Source organism: Streptomyces sp. NPDC031474 (genome assembly GCF_055581185.1).
This window is the reverse complement of record NZ_JBVIJX010000012.1, coordinates 81,053-101,268: the sequence shown is the minus strand read 5'-3', so window position 1 is coordinate 101,268 and position 20,216 is coordinate 81,053. Positions and strand designations below refer to the sequence as shown.

13 protein-coding genes and 3 pseudogenes are annotated in these 20,216 nt (G+C 72.2%); 7 read left to right on the top strand and 9 right to left on the bottom strand.

What is annotated here, in order from left to right:
• Positions 1-3: 3 nt before the first annotated feature.
• Both ACZ5SK_RS25875 and ACZ5SK_RS25870 read right to left on the bottom strand, forming a co-directional pair.
• Positions 4-3,195, bottom strand: a complete 3,192-nt coding sequence (locus ACZ5SK_RS25875; protein ID WP_334574942.1) for an HYR domain-containing protein — start codon at positions 3,193-3,195, stop codon at positions 4-6.
• Between the two features lie 146 nt (positions 3,196-3,341).
• The gene (locus ACZ5SK_RS25870) at positions 3,342-3,965 is read right to left on the bottom strand and encodes a helix-turn-helix transcriptional regulator (RefSeq protein ID WP_334574944.1); all 624 of its coding nucleotides are present in this window, start codon (positions 3,963-3,965) and stop codon (positions 3,342-3,344) included.
• A 160-nt stretch (positions 3,966-4,125) separates the two neighbouring features.
• On the opposite strand from ACZ5SK_RS25870, the gene ACZ5SK_RS25865 reads away from it, so the two are divergent.
• The gene (locus ACZ5SK_RS25865; RefSeq protein WP_334574945.1) at positions 4,126-5,535 is read left to right on the top strand and encodes a COG1470 family protein; all 1,410 of its coding nucleotides are present in this window, start codon (positions 4,126-4,128) and stop codon (positions 5,533-5,535) included.
• A 92-nt stretch (positions 5,536-5,627) separates the two neighbouring features.
• Here ACZ5SK_RS25865 and ACZ5SK_RS25860 read toward each other — a convergent pair whose 3' ends face one another.
• Together ACZ5SK_RS25860 and ACZ5SK_RS25855 are read right to left on the bottom strand one after the other, a co-directional pair.
• Positions 5,628-6,434, bottom strand: a complete 807-nt coding sequence (locus tag ACZ5SK_RS25860) for an eCIS core domain-containing protein (RefSeq protein WP_334574946.1) — start codon at positions 6,432-6,434, stop codon at positions 5,628-5,630.
• A gap of 158 nt (positions 6,435-6,592) precedes the next feature.
• Entirely contained in the window at positions 6,593-7,261 is a 669-nt protein-coding gene (locus ACZ5SK_RS25855; protein ID WP_457494068.1) for a GntR family transcriptional regulator, read from the bottom strand.
• 94 nt (positions 7,262-7,355) lie between these two features.
• Here ACZ5SK_RS25855 and glyA point away from each other — a divergent pair, with 94 nt between their 5' ends.
• Genes glyA through ACZ5SK_RS25830 form a run of 5 tightly spaced genes read left to right on the top strand, consistent with a single transcriptional unit; the run spans position 7,356 to position 13,737 of the window.
• Positions 7,356-8,717: a serine hydroxymethyltransferase gene (gene glyA, locus ACZ5SK_RS25850; RefSeq protein WP_334574949.1), complete on the top strand. Its 1,362-nt coding sequence runs from the start codon at positions 7,356-7,358 to the stop codon at positions 8,715-8,717.
• On the top strand, positions 8,714-9,934 hold the full coding sequence (locus tag ACZ5SK_RS25845; protein WP_079658083.1) for a sarcosine oxidase subunit beta family protein: 1,221 nt from the start codon (positions 8,714-8,716) through the stop codon (positions 9,932-9,934). Before glyA ends, ACZ5SK_RS25845 begins: the two co-directional genes overlap by 4 nt.
• A 23-nt stretch (positions 9,935-9,957) precedes the next feature.
• On the top strand, positions 9,958-10,254 hold the full coding sequence (locus ACZ5SK_RS25840; RefSeq protein ID WP_334574951.1) for a sarcosine oxidase subunit delta: 297 nt from the start codon (positions 9,958-9,960) through the stop codon (positions 10,252-10,254).
• Positions 10,251-13,103: a sarcosine oxidase subunit alpha family protein gene (locus tag ACZ5SK_RS25835; RefSeq protein ID WP_468576625.1), complete on the top strand. Its 2,853-nt coding sequence runs from the start codon at positions 10,251-10,253 to the stop codon at positions 13,101-13,103. The genes ACZ5SK_RS25840 and ACZ5SK_RS25835 overlap by 4 nt, the downstream gene beginning before the upstream one ends.
• Positions 13,096-13,737 carry a sarcosine oxidase subunit gamma gene (locus ACZ5SK_RS25830; protein WP_334574953.1) on the top strand — a complete coding sequence of 214 codons (642 nt, stop codon included), beginning with the start codon at positions 13,096-13,098 and terminating at the stop codon, positions 13,735-13,737. Before ACZ5SK_RS25835 ends, ACZ5SK_RS25830 begins: the two co-directional genes overlap by 8 nt.
• 312 nt (positions 13,738-14,049) lie before the next feature.
• Here the strand turns inward: ACZ5SK_RS25830 and ACZ5SK_RS25825 are convergent.
• The 3 pseudogenes from ACZ5SK_RS25825 to ACZ5SK_RS25815 all read right to left on the bottom strand — a co-directional run.
• A pseudogene (locus ACZ5SK_RS25825) lies at positions 14,050-14,844 on the bottom strand (MMPL family transporter); the annotation flags it as partial.
• 159 nt (positions 14,845-15,003) lie between these two features.
• Positions 15,004-15,361, bottom strand: a pseudogene (locus ACZ5SK_RS25820) (amidohydrolase family protein); the annotation flags it as partial.
• 64 nt (positions 15,362-15,425) lie between these two features.
• Positions 15,426-15,776: pseudogene (locus ACZ5SK_RS25815) on the bottom strand (glycoside hydrolase family 78 protein); the annotation flags it as partial.
• Here ACZ5SK_RS25815 and ACZ5SK_RS25810 point away from each other — a divergent pair.
• Positions 15,668-16,276 carry a TetR/AcrR family transcriptional regulator gene (locus tag ACZ5SK_RS25810; protein ID WP_457494066.1) on the top strand — a complete coding sequence of 203 codons (609 nt, stop codon included), beginning with the start codon at positions 15,668-15,670 and terminating at the stop codon, positions 16,274-16,276. The pseudogene ACZ5SK_RS25815 and the gene ACZ5SK_RS25810 overlap by 109 nt on opposite strands.
• A gap of 58 nt (positions 16,277-16,334) precedes the next feature.
• On the opposite strand, the gene ACZ5SK_RS25805 is transcribed toward ACZ5SK_RS25810, so the two are convergent.
• Together ACZ5SK_RS25805 and ACZ5SK_RS25800 are read right to left on the bottom strand one after the other, a co-directional pair.
• On the bottom strand, positions 16,335-16,955 hold the full coding sequence (locus ACZ5SK_RS25805) for a sarcosine oxidase subunit gamma (protein WP_457494065.1): 621 nt from the start codon (positions 16,953-16,955) through the stop codon (positions 16,335-16,337).
• Positions 16,948-20,199: a sarcosine oxidase subunit delta family protein gene (locus tag ACZ5SK_RS25800; RefSeq protein ID WP_457494064.1), complete on the bottom strand. Its 3,252-nt coding sequence runs from the start codon at positions 20,197-20,199 to the stop codon at positions 16,948-16,950. The genes ACZ5SK_RS25805 and ACZ5SK_RS25800 overlap by 8 nt, the downstream gene beginning before the upstream one ends.
• Positions 20,200-20,216 lie beyond the last annotated feature (17 nt).

Sequence of the window (20,216 nt, the reverse complement as noted above, 5' to 3'; positions counted from 1 at the left end):
TGCTCATCCGCGGCCGATGAAGTCGGGTGGCTGGAGGCTGCGGGGCACGACGAGGACCTGCGCGGTGAGCGGGTCGTATCCGGGTCCTGTGGCGCGCAGCAGCCGGGGTCCGGTCCGGTCCTTGCGCAGGACGAGGACCTGGGTGCGGAACGTTCCGTCCACGCCCACCCGCACCGGAACGGTCGCCGCGGTGATGCCCTGACTCCACTTCAGTTGTACGACGGTTCCGGCGGGGAAGTCGCGGCCCTCGGCGAGGACGACGTCGCCGAGCCGGGCGACGGCGGGCCCGGCGGTCAGCACGGGCTGGAGGACCCGGAGCCGGACCGTGTCGGTGTTGTTCGCGGTACGCGGGTCGGTCGGCGTGCCGGCGACCCGCGCCGTCAGGGTGCCGCTGGTGGCCTTGTCGTACGACAGCCGGGTGGTGACCTGGATGCGGCCGCCGGCCGGCAGGGTGCAGGGGTGGGCGGCGGTGCAGCGGTCCTGGGGGCTCAGCACGGTGGCGGAAGCGGGTGTCCCGCTGGTCAGGACGACGTTCGTCGCGTTGTCCGGTCCCGCGTTGGTGAGGGTGAACGTCGCTGTGACGGTGCCGCCGGTGAAGGCGGGCTGCGGTCCGGCGGCGGCGGTCACCGCGAGGTCGGCTGCGGGTGCGACCGGCACGGGCGGGATCAGGATGACGGTCACGACGGCGGTGTCGCTGCCGGTGTTGCCCGCCTTGTCGGTGGCCGTGCAGGTGACGGTCGTCTTCCCGAGCGGGAAGTTCGACCCGGAGGGCGGGGTGCAGGTGGTGGGCAGGGCGCCGTCGACGAGGTCCTGGGCGGTGGCGGTGTAGGTGACGGGTGCGCCGGCCCGGCTGAGGGTCCGTACGGTCCGGTCGTCGACCTGGACGACGGGCTTGCCGTCGTCGACGACGGTGAAGACGGCGGTGTCGGTGCCGGTGTTGCCGGCGGCGTCGGTCGCGGTGCAGGTCACGGTGGTCGTGCCGACCGGGAAGGTGGAACCGGACAGGGGCGTGCAGGTGACGGCCACGGGTCCGTCGACGAGGTCCTGGGCCGTGGCGGTGTACTCGATCACGGCGCCGGCGGGACCGGTGGCCGGCACGGCGCGGTCGTCCACGGTGACGACGGGCGCGGTCGTGTCGACCACCGTGATCACGGCGGTGTCCGTACCGGTGTTCTCGTGCGCGTCCGTCGACGTGCAGGTCACGGTGGTCGTCCCGACCGGGAAGGTGGCGCCGGGGGGCGGTGTGCAGATGACCTTCGTCGGTCCGTCCACGGTGTCGACGGCGGTGGCGCTGTACTCCACGACCGCGCCGTCGGGACCGGTGGCCTCCACCGTCCTGTCGTCGACGGTCACGACGGGCGGGGTGGTGTCGACGACGGTGACGACGGCGGTGTCCTTACCGGTGTTCTCGCGGGAGTCCGTCGCCGTGCAGGTCACCGTCGTCGCCCCGATCGGGAACAGCGAACCCGACGGCGGTTCGCAGGTGACCGGTACCTGCCCGTCGACCGTGTCCTGCGCCGACGCGGGGTACTCCACCACCGCGCCGCCGGGACCGGTCGCCTCCGCGGTGCGGTCCTCGACGGTGACGAGGGGGCCGGTCGAGTCGGTCACCGTGAACTCGGCTGTGTCGGTGCCGGTGTTGCCGGCGGCGTCGGTCGCGGTGCAGGTGACGGTGGTCTTCCCGATCGGGAACGTCGAGCCGGAGGACGGCTCGCACACCACCGCGACGTCGCCGTCGACGAGGTCCGTGGCCGTGGCCGGATAGGTGATCACGGCGCCGTCGGGGCCGGTCGCCTCGACGGTGCGGTCGTCGACGCTCACCGCCGGTGCGGTGGTGTCGACGACGGTGAACACGGCCGTGTCGCGGCCGGTGTTGCCCGCCTTGTCGGTCGCCGTGCAGGTGACCGTCGTCCGCCCGATCGGGAAGCGCGTCCCGGAGGGCGGCTCGCACGACACCGGGACGTCGCCGTCGACGTTGTCGTGCGCGAAGGCCGGGTAGTCGACGACCGCGCCGCCCGGGCCGGTGGCTTCCACCGTACGGTCGTCGACGGTCACCGCCGGCGCGGTGACGTCGTTGACGGTGATGCGGATCTGCTCCCGGTAGGCCGGGTCCGCCGCCGGGCCGAGGGTGAACTGGACCGTGCAGGACAGTGTGGAGCCCTGCGGTGCGTCCGGGGACACCGTGATCTGTTCGCTGAAGGAGGCGGTCTGGCCGCTGGTCAGCTGGACGCTCGGCGGAGAGAGCGAGACGCTGAGCGAGCGGTCGCATTCGACGAGCCGGTGGCCGACCGTGACCGGCAGGTTCGTCAGACCCTGGACGATGGCGTTCGACACGTCGTTCGCGTTGATGCCCCGGAGGTACGTACCGCCCGTGGCCTCGGTGATCTGTGTGGCTTGGCCGTATTCGTCGAGCCCGTCTCCGCCTACGCCGACGGCGAGGACCTTGACGCCGTGGTCCTTGAGCGTCTGTTCGACCTCCGCCAGGTAGTGGTGGTTGCTCGGTTCGTGGGTGGGTGCGTCACCGACGAGGACGACGACGGGTGTGGCCCCGTCCCTGAAGGTGTTGCGGCCGCCCGCCCCCGTCGCCACCTCGAACAGCCCGTTGCCCCAGTCCTCCGGCACGTCGTCGCCGTAATTGGCGTCCAGTTGATCGACGCCGCGCTGGATGGCGGCGCGGTCGTCGGTGAACGGCTGGTGGAGGAGGAAGAGTCGGTCGGCGCCGACCTCCGGGTCGTCCTGGTCGCCGAAGCTGGCGACGGCGAACCGGGAGTCGGGCTGCACGCCGAAGACCTGGTCGACGATCGTGGGCAGGTTGTTCTTCACGTTGGCGATGACGCTGCCCATGCTCCCCGTGTTGTCCACCAGCAGCACCACGTCCGGCTTCGGCGGCACCGCCGGGGTCCGCACCCGCTTGGCGACGGTGATCGAGGCGCCGGGGTTCAACGACTGCTCCACCAGCGACGGCGAGACCGGCGACGCCGGGACCGACGCCTTCACAGAAGACGAAGACGGGGAAGAAGCAGAGGGTGAAGAGGAGAGCGAAGAGGAGAGCGAAGAGGACGGCGGGAGGGGGGACGACAGGGAGGACGAAGCCGTGGTCAGGGCCGCCGGCACCGTCTCTCCGATGCCGGCCCCTACCGCGCCGAGCGCGAGGACCGAGGCCATCAGGCCCGCCCGCAGCCGGAACAACCGCACGACATCCCCTCCCAGATCGGCGTCTGCCCCACCGTCCCCGGCGCCGCTCTTCGACGGAGCGGCGCATGGGACACCCCTGTGGGAAGTGCGGTCTGCCCCTCTGGGCAATCGGTCTCTCCCTCACCCGCCGGGGCGGGCCGGCCTCTTCAGATCAGCCCCTGCCGGAGCGCGTAGGCGACGACGTGAGAGCGGTTGCGCAGGTGCAGGCGGGTGACGAGGTCGTGCAGGATGTTCTTGATGGTGCGATCGGAGTACGCGAGCTTGGTGGCGATGTCCCCGGTGTCGTACCCCTCGGCGACCAGTCGGACGACCTCGATCTCCCGGTCGGTGAGCCCGTGGAAGTTCAGGCCGCGCGGCGCCAGGACCTGGCTCTGCAACTGGCCGACCTGCTCCAGCAGGCGGCCCAGCAGGTCCGCGGGAACACTTCCCTCTCCCCTGGCCACCGCGTTGATCACCTGCACCAGCCGCTCCGGCGTCGCCTCGGACCTGCGCAGGACGCCCGCCACTCCGCACTCGGCGGCGCCGACCAGTTGCTGGTCGTCGATGCGGGTGGCGACCAGCGCCACCCGGGCCGCCGTCGTCCGCCGGATGTGGCGAAGGGTCCGCAGCGACTCCTCGTCTATGGTGTCCACGACGACCACCACCACGGCGGCGGCCGGTTCCTCCCCCTCCTCCTGCAGCCGGATCTCCGGCCGGGGCCGCAGTTGCGTGGCGACCCCCGCTCTGGAGATCGGGTCATCGGCGCGCAGGCACACAACTATCCGGTCCACACCAGTCTCCCCCCTGGTCGAGCGCATCGCGGCGCGTCGAGCAGTATGCGGCAGGCGACTCCACGCAAAGTCAACAAGGCGTCAATGGGCACCTCAGCTTCCCGAAAGTCTTCCTGCGAGGCCCCTGTCGGCCGCCGCCACCGGCTTTACGGTGCCGATCATGACAACTGCGGCGAGCCTGGACACGACCGCTGTGACCGCCGAGCCTGGTGGGCGGATCGAAGTCCCCCTTCAGGTACGCAACTCCGGCAGCACGGTGGAGGAGTATCGCTTCGAGGTCGTGGGTCCGGCAGCGGCCTGGGCGACCGTCGAGCCAACGAGCCTTTCGCTGTATCCGGACAGTACGGGCACCGCGGTTCTCGCGCTGAGTCCGCCCCGAAGCTCGGAGGTGCCGGCCGGGGACGTCCCGTTCGGGGTGCGGGTGGTGCCCACCAGCGCCCCCGACACGGCGGTGGTCCCCGAGGGCGTCGTCACGGTCCTGCCGTTCGCCGAGGTCACCGGGGAGCTGGTGCCCCGCGGGTTCGAGGGGGCTTGGCGCGGCCGTACGGACGTGGCCGTCGACAACCGCGGCAACATCCCGATGACGGTGCGGCTGGCGGCTCAGGGCGACAGCTCCCGGGTGCGGTTGCGCTTCGCCCGGGAGAGCGTCGAACTGCCGCCGGGCGCCGCCGAGTTGTCGCGGCTCACCGCGCGTCCGGCGCGGCGGCTGTGGCGCGGCGCTCCCGTGGTGCATCCCTTCCAGGTGGTGGCGACGCCCACGGGCGGGGCGCCGCACGAGCCGGTCCCCCTGGACGGCACCTACCAGCAGAACGCGATACTGCCGCGCTGGCTGCCGCGCGCCCTGGCGGCGGCGGTGGCCGCCGTGGTGGCCCTGGCCGTCGTGTGGTTCGCCCTGCTGCGTCCGGTGGTGCGGTCGGCGGCGCGGGAGGAGTCCAAGAAGCAGGTGGCCGCCGTGCTGTCGCCCAGCGCCCGCGCGTCCGGCGCCGCGAGCGGCGGCGGCTCCTCGGGCGCGTCGGGGGGCGCCGCCGGAACGGGACAGGATGCGGCGGGTGGCGGCTCACCGGGCTCCGGCGGCGGGGCGGGACCGGCGGCCGGAAGCACCGGCGGGGGCACGGGCGGAACAGGCGGCGGAGGCACGGGGGGAAGCGGGGGCGGGGGCGGGGGCGGCGGTGCGGGGGATCCGCGCAGCGCTCAGGCCGGGGTCAAGGACGCGGTGGGCGGCGACCCGACGTCCGACACGGTGTACAGCGTCCCGGCGGGTCAGGCGTTCGACCTGACGGACCTCGTGGTGCAGAACCCGCAGGGCGACTCCGGCACCGTCGTCATCTCCTCCGAGAGCCGGACCCTGCTGACCCTGGCGCTGCAGAACTTCCGTGACCAGGACTACCACTTCGTCACGCCGATCGTGGTGCCCGCCGAGGGGCGGATCACCATGACGGTGACCTGCAGCCAGGTGGGTAAGCCGGTGGGTGGTCCGACGCCGGGCCAGTGCGACGAGTCGGTGCTGGTCGGCGGGACGCTGCGGGAGGCGGCCGCACCCAGCCCGAGCGCCTCCCCCTCCGCGGCCTGAGCCTGCGCGGCCCGAGCCGCCCGGCACGGCGCAACGGCGAGAAGGCGAGACGGTACGGCCCCCCGGGCACGATCCCGGGGGGCCGTACCTGCTCAGGCGTCGCCCGGCTCCTCCTGCTGCTCCTCCTCGGCCCGTTGCACGAACAGCCCCTGGACGTCGGCGGGTTCCTCGTCGGCTTCCTCGGACTGCCGCTGGATCGCCGCGGACGGCTCGGGAGCGGCCGCCGCCCGCTCCGCGCCCTGGGTGGCCGGGGCCGGGGCGGACAGGACGCGTTCGGCGTTCGCACTGGCCTCCCGCTCGAACCGGTCCGAGGGGTCGCTGACCCGGATCCCGCCGGGTGCCGCGGCCCCGTCGACCGGGCCGCTGCGCTGCTGGATCACATGGGTCAGCTCATGGGCGAGCGTCGTGCGGCCGGCATGGGAGGACGGGTCGTAGGCGTCCCGCTGGAAGACGACGTTGCTGCCGACGGTGTAGGCGTGTGCGCCGACGGACCTCGCCGACTCGTGCGCCGCGTCGCCCGTGTGCACCCGCACGTCGGAGAAGTCCGCGCCGAGCCTTGCCTCCATGTCGGAGCGGACATCGGCGCCGAGGCTCTGCCCGGAGCCGGACCCGATGACGTCGTGCACGGGCGAGCGCCGAGGTGAGGAAGCCGACGGGGCCGAGGCGGTCGACGGGGTCGACGGGGTTTCCTCGTCCTGTTCGCGCTGCAGCATGGCGCCCACCGCACTGTTGCCGACGGCACGCTGCAGCGTGCCCATGCCCGACGGGCCCAGAACATCGGGGCGACCCGCGGCTGCCGCCTTGAACAGCCGCGAGTCGTCGGCCTGGGACCGCCCGTGGCCGGCTTGTTGATGGTCGTGTTCGTGGTCATGGTCGTGGTCGTGTGCGTGGTCAGGCATTCTCGCTCCCTGGGACGTCCAGCGGCAGACCTCTCTGACCCTGACACTGCCTCAGGGTGTGCACCAGGTACAGGCGTGCGACCGCTTACGCGAGTGCAGCCACCGCTGCCCGATGGGGCAGACCCCGGGGGCGGTGCCCCGGGCCTCCCGGCGTCGTGTCAGATGGCTGCGCGAATGGCCTGTTCGAATCCCTCGACGTGACTGCGGGCGAGCTGTGCCGCCTTGTCGGGGTCCCCGGCGACGATCGCCTCGATCAACGGGCCGTGCTCTTCGACATGGCCCGCCATGTCGGTCAGCCGGTCGACGAACAGGCACCAGATGCGGGTGGCCAGGTTGTCGTGGCGGACGAGGGTGTCCTCCAGGTAGGGATTGTGCGTGGCGGCGTAGATGGCGCGGTGCACCTGAAGGTCGAGGTGCATGAGCTCGGCGGCGTCCTGCGGCCGGGAGTCCGGGCTCTGCAACTCCCGGAGGAGGTCGGTCAGCGTCGCCCGGTCCGCGGCCGTGGCGCGGCGCGCCGCCTGGGCGGCGGCCAGGGGCTCCAGTTCCTGGCGCACCTCGGAGATATGGGCCAGGTCGGTGATGTTGACGTCGGTGGCGAAGGTGCCGCGTCGGGGGTAGGTCGCGATGAGGCGTTCGTACTGGAGTCGTTTGAGGGCCTCGCGCACCGGCGTCCGTCCGACGCCGAGGGACTGCGCCAGCTGGTCCTCGTTGATCGGCGCGCCCGGGCGGATCTCCAGCATGACGAGCCGATCGCGGACGACGCGGTAGGCGCGTTCGGCGAGGGACAGCTCCTCGCCCCCTGGCTGCTCGGTCGCCGCCTGTTGCATGAAGCCCCCTTGACCTGTCCGGCGAGCTCCCATACCTTACCTCACAGTCTGATATATCAAGTGCTCTTCAGTTGACTCCCAGGATGGTGTGCAGATGGCAACGGACCCGTCGATCACCACGGCCAGCCCCTCCCTCTCCCTCCCGCTCAGCGAGCTCGACCCGGATGTCGCCACCGCGGTGGCCGCCGAGCTGCACCGCCAGCAGTCCACCCTCGAGATGATCGCCTCGGAGAACTTCGCCCCGGCCGCCGTCATGGAGGCCCAGGGCTCGGTCCTGACCAACAAGTACGCCGAGGGCTACCCGGGCCGCCGCTACTACGGCGGCTGCGAACACGTCGACGTCATCGAGCAGTTGGCCATCGCCCGGGTGAAGGAACTGTTCGGCGCCGAGGCCGCGAACGTGCAGCCGCACTCGGGCGCCCAGGCCAACGCGGCCGCGATGTTCGCGCTGCTCCAGCCCGGCGACACGATCCTCGGCCTCGACCTCGCGCACGGTGGGCACCTGACCCACGGCATGCGCATCAATTTCTCCGGCAAGCTGTACAACGTCGTGCCGTACCACGTGCGCGAGTCCGACATGCGCATCGACATGGACGAGGTCGAGCAGCTCGCTCTCGCCCACCGGCCCAAGCTGATCGTCGCGGGCTGGTCGGCGTACCCCCGGCAGCTTGACTTCGCCGCGTTCCGGCGGATCGCCGACGCGGTGGGCGCGTACCTGATGGTGGACATGGCGCACTTTGCCGGTCTGGTGGCCGCGGGGCTCCACCCGAGCCCGGTGCCGTACGCCGATGTCGTCACGACCACCACGCACAAGACCCTCGGCGGCCCGCGCGGCGGGGTGATCCTCAGCCGCGCCGACCTGGCCAAGAAGATCAACTCCGCGGTCTTCCCGGGCCAGCAGGGCGGCCCGCTGGAGCATGTCGTCGCGGCGAAGGCGGTGGCCTTCAAGGTGGCGGCGAGCGAGGAGTTCAAGGAGCGGCAGCAGCGCACTCTGGACGGCGCCCGTATCCTCGCCGGACGGCTGCTGGCCGACGACGTGGCCGAGGCCGGCATCACCGTGCTGACCGGTGGCACCGAGGTCCACCTGGTCCTCGTCGACCTGCGGAACTCCGCGCTCGACGGACAGCAGGCCGAGGACCGGCTGCACAGCATCGGCATCACCGTCAACCGCAACGCCGTGCCGTTCGACCCGCGCCCGCCGATGGTCTCCTCGGGGCTGCGGATCGGCACCCCCGCGCTGGCCACCCGGGGCTTCGGCGAGGCGGAGTTCCGGGAGGTCGCCGACATCATCGCCCAGGCCCTGAAGGAGGAGCGGCTCGACGGCGAGCGCGCGGGCCTGCTGCGCGACCGGGTCGGGAAGCTCGCCGACGCGTTCCCCCTCTATCCCCACCTGCCTCACCCGACCCACCTGTCCCAGCCGTCCCACCCGTCCCACCTGAACGGAGACGCGGCATGACGACCAAGCCGCTGCCGGAGCATCCGGACTGGCTCTGGCGCAACCCCGAGCCGCGCTCCTCGTACGACGTCGTCATCGTCGGCGCGGGCGGCCACGGCCTGGCCACCGCCTACTACCTCGCCAAGAACCACGGCATCACCAACGTGGCCGTCCTGGAGAAGGGCTGGCTGGCCGGCGGCAACATGGCCCGCAACACCACGATCATCCGCTCCAACTACCTGTGGGACGAGAGCGCGGCGATCTACGAGCACGCGCTCAAGCTGTGGGAGCGGCTCCCCGAGGAGCTGGACTACGACTTCCTGTTCAGTCAGCGCGGTGTCCTCAACCTCGCGCACACCCTGCAGGACGTCCGCGAGGGCATGCGCCGCGTGGGCGCCAACCGCCTCAACGGGGTCGACGCCGAGTGGCTCGAACCGGACGAGGTCGCCAAGGTCTGCCCCATCCTCAACGTCTCCTCCCGCACCCGGTATCCGGTGCTCGGCGGCACCTTCCAGCCGCGGGCCGGCATCGCCAAGCACGACCACGTCGCCTGGGCGCTGGCCCGCCGGGCCGACGAGATGGGCGTGGACCTGATCCAGGGCTGCGAGGTCACCGGCTTCCTCAAGGACGGCGACCGCGTCGTGGGCGTCGAGACCAACCGAGGCCGCATTCACGCCGGCCGGGTCGGCCTGGCGGCCGCCGGACACAGCAGTGTGCTGGCCGCGCGGGCGGGCGTCCGGCTGCCGGTGCAGTCGCACCCGCTCCAGGCGTTGGTTTCCGAGCTGCACGAACCGGTGCATCCGACGGTCGTGATGTCGAACCATGTGCACGTCTACGTCTCCCAGGCCCACAAGGGCGAGCTGGTGATGGGCGCGGGCGTCGACTCGTACAACGGCTACGGTCAGCGCGGCTCGTTCCATGTGATCGAGCAGCAGATGGCGGCCGCCGTCGAGCTGTTCCCCGTCTTCGCCCGCGCGCACGTGCTGCGGACCTGGGGTGGCATCGTCGACGTCACCCCCGACGCCTCCCCCGTCATCGGCACGACCCCTGTAGAGAACCTCTACGTCAACTGCGGCTGGGGCACCGGCGGGTTCAAGGCCACCCCGGCCGCCGGGTGGACCTTCGCCCACACCATCGCCACGGGCGAGCCGCATCCGCTGAACGCCCCCTTCGCCCTGGAACGTTTCGCGACGGGCGCACTGATCGACGAGCACGGCGCCGCAGCCGTGGCCCACTGAAAGCCTGTGGAGAGAAGGACACCGTGCTGCTGATCACCTGCCCATGGTGCGGGCCGCGGAACGAGACCGAGTACCACTACGGCGGACAGGCCCACGTCCCCTACCCCGAGTCCCCCGCCGACCTCACGGACGAGCAGTGGGCCGAGTACGTCTTCTACCGCGACAACCCCAAGGGCCCCTTCGCCGAGCGGTGGATGCACGCCATCGGCTGCCGCCGCTGGTTCAACGTCCTGCGCGACACCGCCACCCACGAGGTGCTGAGCTCCTACCGGCTCGACGAGCCGCGCCCCGCACTGCCCCAGGCCGGAGGGAACCGATGACCGACCAGCCCTTCCGGCTCCCGCGAGGCGGCCGCGTCGATCGCGCCACCGTGCTGCGGTTCACCGTCGACGGACGGGAGCTGACCGGCCATCCCGGCGACACCCTCGCCTCGGCGATGCTGGCGAACGGGGTCGTCGAGGTCGCCCCGTCGCTCTACCGCGGCCGCCCGCGCGGCATCGTCACCGCGGGCGTCGAGGAACCCAACGCCCTGGTGCAGCTCGACGGTTCGTGCTCGGAGGGCATGCTCCCGGCGACGACCGTGGAGCTGTACGACGGGCTGTCCGCCACCACCCTGTCCGGGATGGGCCGGCTCGATCCCACGCCCGACCCCGCCGTCTACGACAAGAAGTACGTCCACACCGACGTCCTGGTCGTGGGCGCCGGACCGGCCGGGCTGGCGGCCGCCGCCGCTGCCGCCGGTTCCGGCGCCCGCGTGATCCTCGTCGACGAACAGCCGGAGCCCGGCGGTTCACTGCACTCCGACACCGAGTGGATCGCACACGTCCGCGCGGCCCTCGACGCCGCCCCCGAGGTCGTCGTACTGCCCCGCACCACGGCTTTCGGGTCGTACGACGACAACTATGTGCTGGCCCTCCAGCGGCGCACCGACCATCTCGGAGCCGCAGCTCCGGAGGGTGTCTCGCGGCAGCGGCTGTGGCACATCCGGGCCCGGCAGGTCGTCCTGGCGACGGGTGCGCACGAGCGCCCGCTGGTCTTCGCCGGCAACGACCGGCCCGGGGTGATGCTCGCCGCGGCCGTGCGCACCTACCTCAACCGGTACGCCGTGGCGCCGGGTTCGCGGGCCGTGGTGAGCACGACCAACGACAGCGCCTACGACACGGTCGCCGACCTGCATGCCGCCGGGATCGACATCGCCGCCGTGGTGGACGCGCGCCCTCAGGTGTCCGACCGGGCCGCCGAGGTCGCCGCGGCGACCGGGGTCGGCGTGCTGACGGGCAGCGCGGTCGTCGACACCGCGGGCGGTCACCGGCTCACCGGCGTCACCGTCCAGGCTCTCGACGACAGTGGTCGACTCACCGGTGAGTCACGGTCGTTCGACTGCGACCTGCTCGCCGTGTCGGGCGGCTGGAGCCCGGTGGTGCATCTGCACAGCCAGCGCCAGGGCCGGCTGCGCTGGGACGAGGACCTGGTCGCCTTCGTCCCCGACGGGACCGTACGCGACCAGCAGGTCGTCGGTGCGGCCCGCGGGACGTACGACCTCGACGGCTGTCTGGCCGAGGGAGCACGGGCCGGTGCGCGCGCCGCGACGGACGCCGGGTTCCCCGCGCCGGTGCCCACGGCCTCGTCCAGGAAGGCACGCCCCGAGATGCGCGCCCTGTGGCTGGTGCCCGCCCCCGACGGCGAACCCGGCGGCTGGGACGCCCACTTCGTCGACCTGCAACGCGACGTCACCGTCGCCGACGTCTGGCGCTCCACCGGCGCGGGCATGCGGGGCGTCGAGCACGTCAAGCGCTACACCTCGCTCGGCACGGCGGGCGACCAGGGCAAGACGTCCGGCGTCAACGCGATCGGGGTGATCGCCGAGGCCCTCGGCGCGGGCGCCTCGCCCGGCGAGATCGGCACGACGGCCTACCGGGCGCCCTACACGCCGGTGGCTTTCGCGGCCCTGGCCGGGCGTGAGCGCGGCGAGCTGTTCGATCCCGAACGCACCACCTCCCTCCACAGCTGGCATGTTGCCCACGGCGCGGAGTTCGAGGACGTCGGGCAGTGGAAGCGCCCCCGGTACTACCCGGGGCCCGGCGAGGACATGGACGCGGCCGTGGCCCGCGAGTGCCGGGCGGCCCGTGAGGGGGTGGCGTTCATGGACGCCTCCACCCTCGGCAAGATCGAGATCCGGGGCACGGACGCGGGCGAGTTCCTCAACCGGGTCTACACCAACGCCTTCAAGAAGCTCAAGCCCGGCACGGCCCGCTACGGCGTCATGTGCAAGCCCGACGGCATGATCTTCGACGACGGTGTGACGCTGCGCCTCGACGACGACCGCTATTTCATGACCACGACGACCGGCGGCGCCGCAAACGTCCTGGACTGGCTGGAGGAGTGGCTGCAGACCGAGTGGCCCGACCTCGACGTGCACTGCACCTCGGTCACCGAGCAGTGGTCGACGATCGCCGTGGTCGGGCCCCGCTCGCGCGAGGTGGTCGCCCACCTCGCGCCCGACGTCGACCTGTCCGCCGAGGCCTTCCCGTTCATGGCCTTCCGCGAGACCACCCTGGCCTCCGGCGTCCCGGCCCGCATCTGCCGGATCTCCTTCTCCGGGGAACTCGCCTACGAGATCAACGTCTGCGCCTGGTACGGCCTGGCGGTCTGGGAGGAGGTGTACGCGATCGGCCGACCCTACGACATCACCCCGTACGGCACCGAGACCATGCACGTCCTGCGGGCCGAGAAGGGCTACATCATCGTCGGCCAGGACACCGACGGCACCGTCACCCCGCAGGACGCGGGCATGTCCTGGGTGGTCTCCAAGCAGAAGGACTTCATCGGCAAGCGGTCCCACGCCCGCGCCGACACCTCCCGTACCGACCGCAAGCAACTGGTCGGCCTGCTGCCGGCCGACCGCACGACCCGGCTGCCCGAGGGCACCCAGCTCGTCGCTCCGGACGTGCCCCTCACTCCCGAGGCCGGGCCGGTGCCGATGCTCGGCCACGTCACCTCCAGCTACCACAGCCCGGCCCTCGGCCGGCCCTTCGCCCTCGCTCTCGTGGCCGACGGACGGGCAAGGATCGGCGAGACCCTGCTCGCCCCCGTGGGCGAGGATCTGGTGCCCGTCGAGGTGGCCGACTTCGTCCTCTACGACCCCGAAGGGACCAGGCGAGATGGCTGAGCCGACGATCGACGCGGGGATGGGCGCGGGCGCGGGCCCGGTGGCCCTGCGCACCAGCCCCGTCGCCCATCTTCAGGAGCGGATGCGGGCCGCCACGGTCACCGGAGCCCGGGGCGTCGCGCTGACCGAGTGGTCGTTCGTCTCCATGGTGAACGTGCGCGTCGACCCCGCGTCCGAGGGGGCCGACCGCATCCAGAAGACCCTCGGGACGCCGCTCCCCCGCCAGTGCGGCCACACCACCGCGTTCGGCCCCCACACGGTGGTCTGGCTCGGTCCCGACGAGTGGCTTGTGCTGTCGCAGGCCGAAGAGGCCTCTGTGGCCGCCGAGTTGCGAGAGGCGCTCGGAGCGGACCCGGGGTCGGTCGTGGACGTCTCGGCGAACCGCACCACACTGGAGCTGAGCGGCCCGGCCGCCCGGCAACTGCTGGAGAAGGGCTGCCCGCTGGACCTCCACCCCCGGGCCTTCGGACCCGGTCGGGCGGTGTCGACCACGGTGGGGCCTGTCGCGGTACTGCTCTGGCAGGTCGACGACACGCCGACGTATCGGCTCCTGCCGCGGTCCTCGTTCGCCGACTACCTGACGCGCTGGCTGATCGACGCGATGAACGAGTACCGCGGTCCCGAGGTGCCCTGATACCGAGGTGCCCTGATACCGACCGGGCGACCCGGCGCGCCGCGCCAGGCGGGCAGGAGCACCGGGTCCGTCGGCGCCGGCGGGGCGTCAGACGATGCGGATCTCGGCGAGTTGCAGACGGTACTTGGCGGCCTCGTCCGAGGCGGGCCGGCCGAGCCGGGTGGCCCTCAGACGCACATGGCGGCCCGCGGCGGAGGTGAGAGTGTAGGTCTGGGCGGCTCCGGCGGGGTTCGGTTCGGCGGTGACGATGCGGGCGTTCGTGTAGAACGACCGCTTCCTGGCCGTTGGCGGCCTCGCCGACCGCCTGCACCTCCTGGGGGCGTGCCCCTTGGCGCGCTCCTCGCGGTAGCGGGAGACCACGAACAGCGCGTAGTCGATGCCGACCGCCAGACCGAGCATCATCGCCAGGGTGCCGGTGCTCGTGGACAGACCGAGGGCGTTCGCCAGGATCGCGATCGTGAACATGCTCACGCCGACGCCGAGTATCGCCGTCAGCAGCGGCAGCCCGGCGGCGGCCAGCGAGCCGAAGGTGATCAGCAGGACGACGGCCGCCACCGAGATGCCGATGATCTCGGCGACGCCACCGGGTCCGCCGCCGCTGTCCAGCGCGGAGCCGCCGGTCTCCACGGTCAGGCCGGCCTCCCGGGCCTGGTCGACGGCCTTTTCGAGCGCCGTCCGGCTGGTATCGCTGACCTCGGAGGACTTCACCTTGTAGGTGACGGTGGCGTACGCGGTCGTGCCGTCCTCGCTGACCGCCTGCGCCGTGAAGGGATTGGTGACGCCGGCCACCTGCAAGCCGTCGTCCAGGGCGCCCACCGTCTCCTCGATCGCCTTCTTCCGGGCGATCGCGGTGACCTTCTGCCCGTCGGGGGCGACGAACACCACCTGGGCGGTGGCACCGTCGGCGGCAGCGCCCGGGAAGCGCTCCTGCATCAGGTCGTACGCCTTCTGGGACTCGATGCCCGGCATCGAGAACTCCTCGTCGGGCGCTCCCGGCGCCTGAAGGGCGCCCAGTCCGACGGCCGTCAGCACGGCCAGCCACATCAGGGCGACATAACCTCGCCGCCGGAAGGCCAGCCGGCCCAGTCGATACAGAAAATCAGCCACGTCAGGGGACTCCACATCTGCTCTCGCTTACCCTGAACAGGCTGTCCTTGAGTGGGCCCTCCCGTCGTCATCCGGCTAAGGGCACTGTCGCCTCCCGTATCGGGGGGAGCGACTACTGAAACCGCAGTACACATCCGGCCGCCCGCTCCCTCGCCGGCACTACGCCCCGCCCTCGCCCAGTCCGAAGAGCTCTGTGGCGTTGTCGTGGCACACCGCCCGCAGCCACTCCTCCCCGAGATCCAGCCGTTCCAGGGCATGGAGCTGGTGCAGGTACGGATAGGGGATGTTGGGGAAGTCTGCGGCGGGGGAACGGCATGAGCCGCTCGGTGAAGTCGGTGAACGCCATCGTCGTGTCCAGCCGCACCTGCGCGTACCGCTCGGCGAGGCCGAGGAACTCCTCGTACTCGCCCATCCCCGGGTGCGCGACGATCAGCCGCCACCGGGGGTGCCTCGCCAGCACCCGCGCGATCGGCTCGGGGCCGGTGTGCTGGCCGGGCGCGGGCCCGGAGCCGCAGTGCCTGCGTCTCGCGGCCGCCGATCCACCGCGCGCCCGACCAGTCCTTCTCGCCCTTCAGCAGGCCGGTCTCCCACAGCGCCGGTTCGCTCCAGGGGCCGGGCGCGACCTGGTCGTCCCAGGTCCGCACCCGCCAGAAGTACGCCCGCTCCGAACGCAGCGCGCCGCCCCCGTAGGCGACCTCGGTGCTGTTCGCACTCGCCACCTTGCCGCTGCGCCGGACGTCGGCCCGGCCGGCCTTCGTGACGCCTCGAATCCCTACCGCTGGTACGTTTTGATGGGGGCTTCGTCGAGGAAAGGGAGCGCACCGTGGGTCGGGCACAGGCACGGGGGCCGTACGCCGGAACACCCGCCCGCAAGGCGGAGATCGTGCGGGCGGCACGCGACAGCTTCGCTGAGAACGGCTACGCCAGAGCATCCCTGCGCGACATCGCCGAACGGGCCGGCATCACCCACGCAGGCCTCCTGCACCACTTCCGCAACAAGGACGAGCTCCTCGCCGAAGTACTCGCCGACCGCGACGCGCAGGAGTGGCAGCAGGGCCTGGAAGAGGTGGACAGCCTGGACCGGCTCGCCCCCTACCTGGGCGACCTCATCCGCCACCACCAGAGGGCGCCGGAGCTGATGCGCCTGTGGATCGAGCTCGCCGCCGCGGCTTCACGGCCCGACCATCCCGCCCACACCTACTTCGCCGAACGCTACGCACGCGGGCGCGCCGAGTTCGCCGGGGGGTTCCACGACGAGGCCTCGCGCGGCCGGTTGCGCGAGGGCGTCAGCCCCGAGAGCGCGGCGGTCCTCTTCCACGCCGTGCTCAACGGGCTCCAGTTGCAGTGGGTGCTCGACCAGGACCTCGACATCGTCGGGCCCGTCACCGACTTCGTGCGCCTGCTGATCGACCAGGGCCGCGATTCCCGGTGATCACCCGGGGGCGGGTGCGGCGCGGTGCGTGAGCATCTGCTCGGCCTGCGCGGGCGGGTCAGCGGGGGCGCTCCGCGGTGAAGGAGGCGGGGCCGTACTCCGTCGCCGCGTCCAGCAGCCAGTCCGCCAGGTAGTCGGCGAAGGACGAGCGGACCAGTACCCAGAAACCGGCCCCGGGTTCGTCACGGGAGACCAGCACGATCTGGGTGCGGCCCAGGGTCGTCTGGGCGCAGCGTCCGGGGCCGAAGGCGCGCGGGTGCAGATCCAAGGCGCAGCCATGGGCCAGGAGGTCGCGGGCGCGGGGGCCCGACACGAGGAGCGTCGTGCGCTGGGCGGAGACGTCGGTGACGGAGACCGGTTCGTCTCCGGCGGCCTCCCGGACACGGCTCTCCAGGTCGTGCTGTGCCCCCGGCGGGCCGACCAGCAGCCACTCGTCGGGTCCCAGCCACAGCGCCGTCGACTCCTCCGTGCGGACCACCGTGTTGGGCTCCAGAGGCAGTTGGACGCCCAGTGCCCGCCCTACGGCGTCCCCCGCGGCCCCCTTGGCGTCCAGACGGACGTTCAGCTGGGCCAGGAAGGGGAGTTCGGCCAGCCGGACCGCGCCGCCGGAGCCGCGGGTGGCGGCCGCGAGGCGGTCGGCGGCGTGCGACAGGGGGCTGCTGAGTGCGGTGTCAGCCATCGCGACGGGCTCCCTCGGGGTCGAAGAGGACGGGGCTTGCGACGGTGACCGGGACCAGCCGGTCGCCGACGGGTGCGTAGAGCCGTTCGCCGATGCGGTCCCGGCCGCCCTTGATCAGGGCCAGGGCGAAGGTGCGGCCGAGGGCGGCGCTGCGGTAGCTGGAGGTGACATGGCCGAGCATCGGGACGGGCGGGGCGGGCAGCACGCTGTCGGCGACCAGGTGGGCGCCCTCGGGGAGGAAGGCGCCGGGGTCCTCCGGGAGGAGGCCGACCAGGTGCTTGCGGTCGCCGCGCGAGGTGTCGGCGCGGGCGTAGGAGCGCTTGCCGATGAAGTCGGGCTTCTTCTTCGACACCACCCAGCTCATGCCGAGGTCCTGCGGGGTGACGGTGCCGTCGGTGTCCTGGCCGATGATCGGATAGCCCTTCTCGGCGCGCAGGACGTGCATGGTCTCGGTGCCGTACGGGGTGATGCCGTACGGGGCGCCGGCCTCGTACAGCGCCTCCCAGAGGGTGCGGGCCTCCCACGGTGACACGTTGATCTCGTAGGCGAGTTCACCGGAGAAGCTGATCCGGCAGACGCGCGCCAAGATGTCGGCGACGGTGGTCTCGCGCCAGGCCATGAACGGGAAGTCGTCGTTGGAGACGGCCAGTCGGGGTGCGAGCGCGCCGAGTACCTCGCGGGAGCGGGGGCCGACCAGGGCGACCGTGGCCCACTGTTCGGTGACCGAGGTGCAGTGGACCTTCAGGTCCGGCCACTCGGTCTGGTGCCACTCCTCCATCCAGTCCAGTACGGCCGCCGCGTTGCCGGTCGTGGTGGTGACCAGGAAGCGGTCCTGGGCGAGGCGGATGACCGTGCCGTCGTCAAAGACCATGCCGTCCGGGCGGCACATCACGCCGTAGCGGATCATGCCGACCTTCAGGGTGCTCATCATGTTGGTGTACAGCAGGTCGAGGAAGGCACCCGCGTCCGGGCCCTGTACGTCGATCTTGCCGAGGGTGGAGGCGTCCATGAAGGCGACGCCGTCGCGGGCGGCGGCGCACTCGCGCAGGACGGCCGTCTCCATGTCCTCGCCGTCCTGCGGGTAGTACCAGGGGCGCTTCCACTGGCCGACGTTCTCGAACCGGGCGCCCCGCTCGACATGCCAGGCGTGCAGCGGCGTCACCCGGACCGGGTCGTGCAGCGCGCCACGGTGGCGGCCGGCGAGCGCGGCGAAGGAGACGGGGGTGTAGGGGGGACGGAACGTGGTCGTGCCGAGCGCGGAGATGTCCACGCCGAGGAGTTCCCCCACCACGCCGCTGGTCAGGACGCCGGACGTCTTGCCCTGGTCAAGGGCGGTGCCCGCCGTGGTGTAGCGCTTGGTGTGCTCGACGGAGAGCATGCCGGCGCCGGTGGCCCGGGACAGGTCGTCGACGGTGACGTCGCGTTGGAGGTCGACGAAGCGGGGAGCGCCTTCGCGGCCCGGGACGGTGAACACCTGCATCGGCGGCGTGAGCCGGGGCTGCGCGGGCACCTGCGGCAGGCGCGGCGCCTCGCAGGAGTAGCCCTCGGCCTCGATCGCGCGGGCGCCGGCCGCCGCGCCCTGCGCGAGGGCACCGGCCAGGTCGAACACCCCGCTCGCGCTGCCCGCGACCTCGACGGCCTGACGGCCGACGTCGGGCACGAAGGTGCCGAGCGTCTCGTCGTAGCGGAGCTTTCCGCCGGACTGGCTGAACAGATGCGCCACCGGGTTCCAGCCGCCGGCGACCAGGAGCAGGTCGGCCGCGAACTCCCGCTGTCCCGTGGTCTCGCCGTACGGGGCGACGGTCGCCGCCGTCAGGCGTGCCTCGCCCTGCGTCCCGATGACGGCATGGCCGGGCAGCACCTCGATGCCGGCCGCGCGGGCGCGGTCCGCCCAGGCGCCGGGCGCGGGGCGGGTGTCGACGATCGCCGAGATCCCCACCCCGGAGGCCGCCAGGTCCAACGCCGCCGCGTACGCGCTGTCGTTGGTGGTGAACACGACCGCGTGACGGCCGGGGAGGACGCCGTGGCGGTGCAGGTAGGTGCGGGCGGAGGCGGCCAGCATCACGCCGGGGCGGTCGTTGTCCGCGAAGGCGAGGGAGCGCTCGTGGGCGCCGGTGGCCAGGACGACCCGGCGGGCGCGGATGCGGTGGACGCGTTCGCGGGAGACGTGGGCCGGGGCTTCGGCGCCGAAGTGGTTGGTGCGGCGCTCGACGGCCAGGAGGTGGTTGTCGTCGTAGTAGCCGAAGACGGTGGTGCGGCGCAGTATGCGCACCTCGGGGGCGGATTCGAGCTGGGCGCTCAACTCGGCTGTCCAGTCGGCGAGTTCGCCGGTGCCGAGGAGGCTGCCGCCGAGGTCGGGCTCGGCGTCGGCGAGGATGACGCGGGCGCCGCTCCTCGCCGCCGCCGCTGCCGCCGCGAGGCCGGCCGGGCCCGCGCCGACGATCAGCAGATCGCAGTGGGCGTGTACGGCGTCGTAGCGGGCCGGGTCGGGTTGCGTGGCGAGGCGGCCCTGGCCGGGGAGGCTGGTGGCGACCAGCCCGTCGTAGAGCTCGACCGTGGTCGCGGGGAGCATGGGCTCGGGGAAGGGTTCCTCGATCTGGACGACGGCGTTGGGTTCTTCCGCGCCGGCGGAGAAGATGCCTCGGGGGCGGCCGAGTTTGATGCTGGTCGCTGCCGCGATGATGCCGTTGGCCAGCAGGGCCGAAGCAAGGGTGTCGCCGCGGAAGCCCTGGTACTGGGTGCCGTCGAAGGTGAAGGTGAGGGGTGCGGTGCGGTCGACTCGGCCACCGGTGGGGAGTCGGAACGGCTGGTCCTCCCCCGCCCCGCCCCTTCCCGGAGCCAAGGGCCCGCCCCTGGTCCCCGCCGGCGGCTCTGCCCGCAGACCCCCGGTCGGCCCTGAAGGGGCCTCGTCCTCGAACTCCCGCAGAGGGGGGACCCCCGGGCGGGCTGAAAGATGTGGCCTCGGCTCGATGCCGGTCGGGCGTTCCTCTCCCGTCCGGTACACCGCCAGGATCTCGTTCGTCGCTGTGTCGCGTACCGCGTTGAACCAACGTCGGCAGCCCGCCGAGTGGCTCCAGCGTTCGGCGAAGGGGCCCTTGGTGTTCTCGCGGAAGAACAGGTACTTGGCCCACTCCTGGTCGGTCAGGGCCGACGGGTCCGCCGGGTAGGCGACATGGGCCTGGCCGCCGTAGTGGAACTCGGCCTCGTCTCGGGGCCCGCACCACGGGCAGGGGATGAGCAGCATGGTTCTGGCTCCCTTGA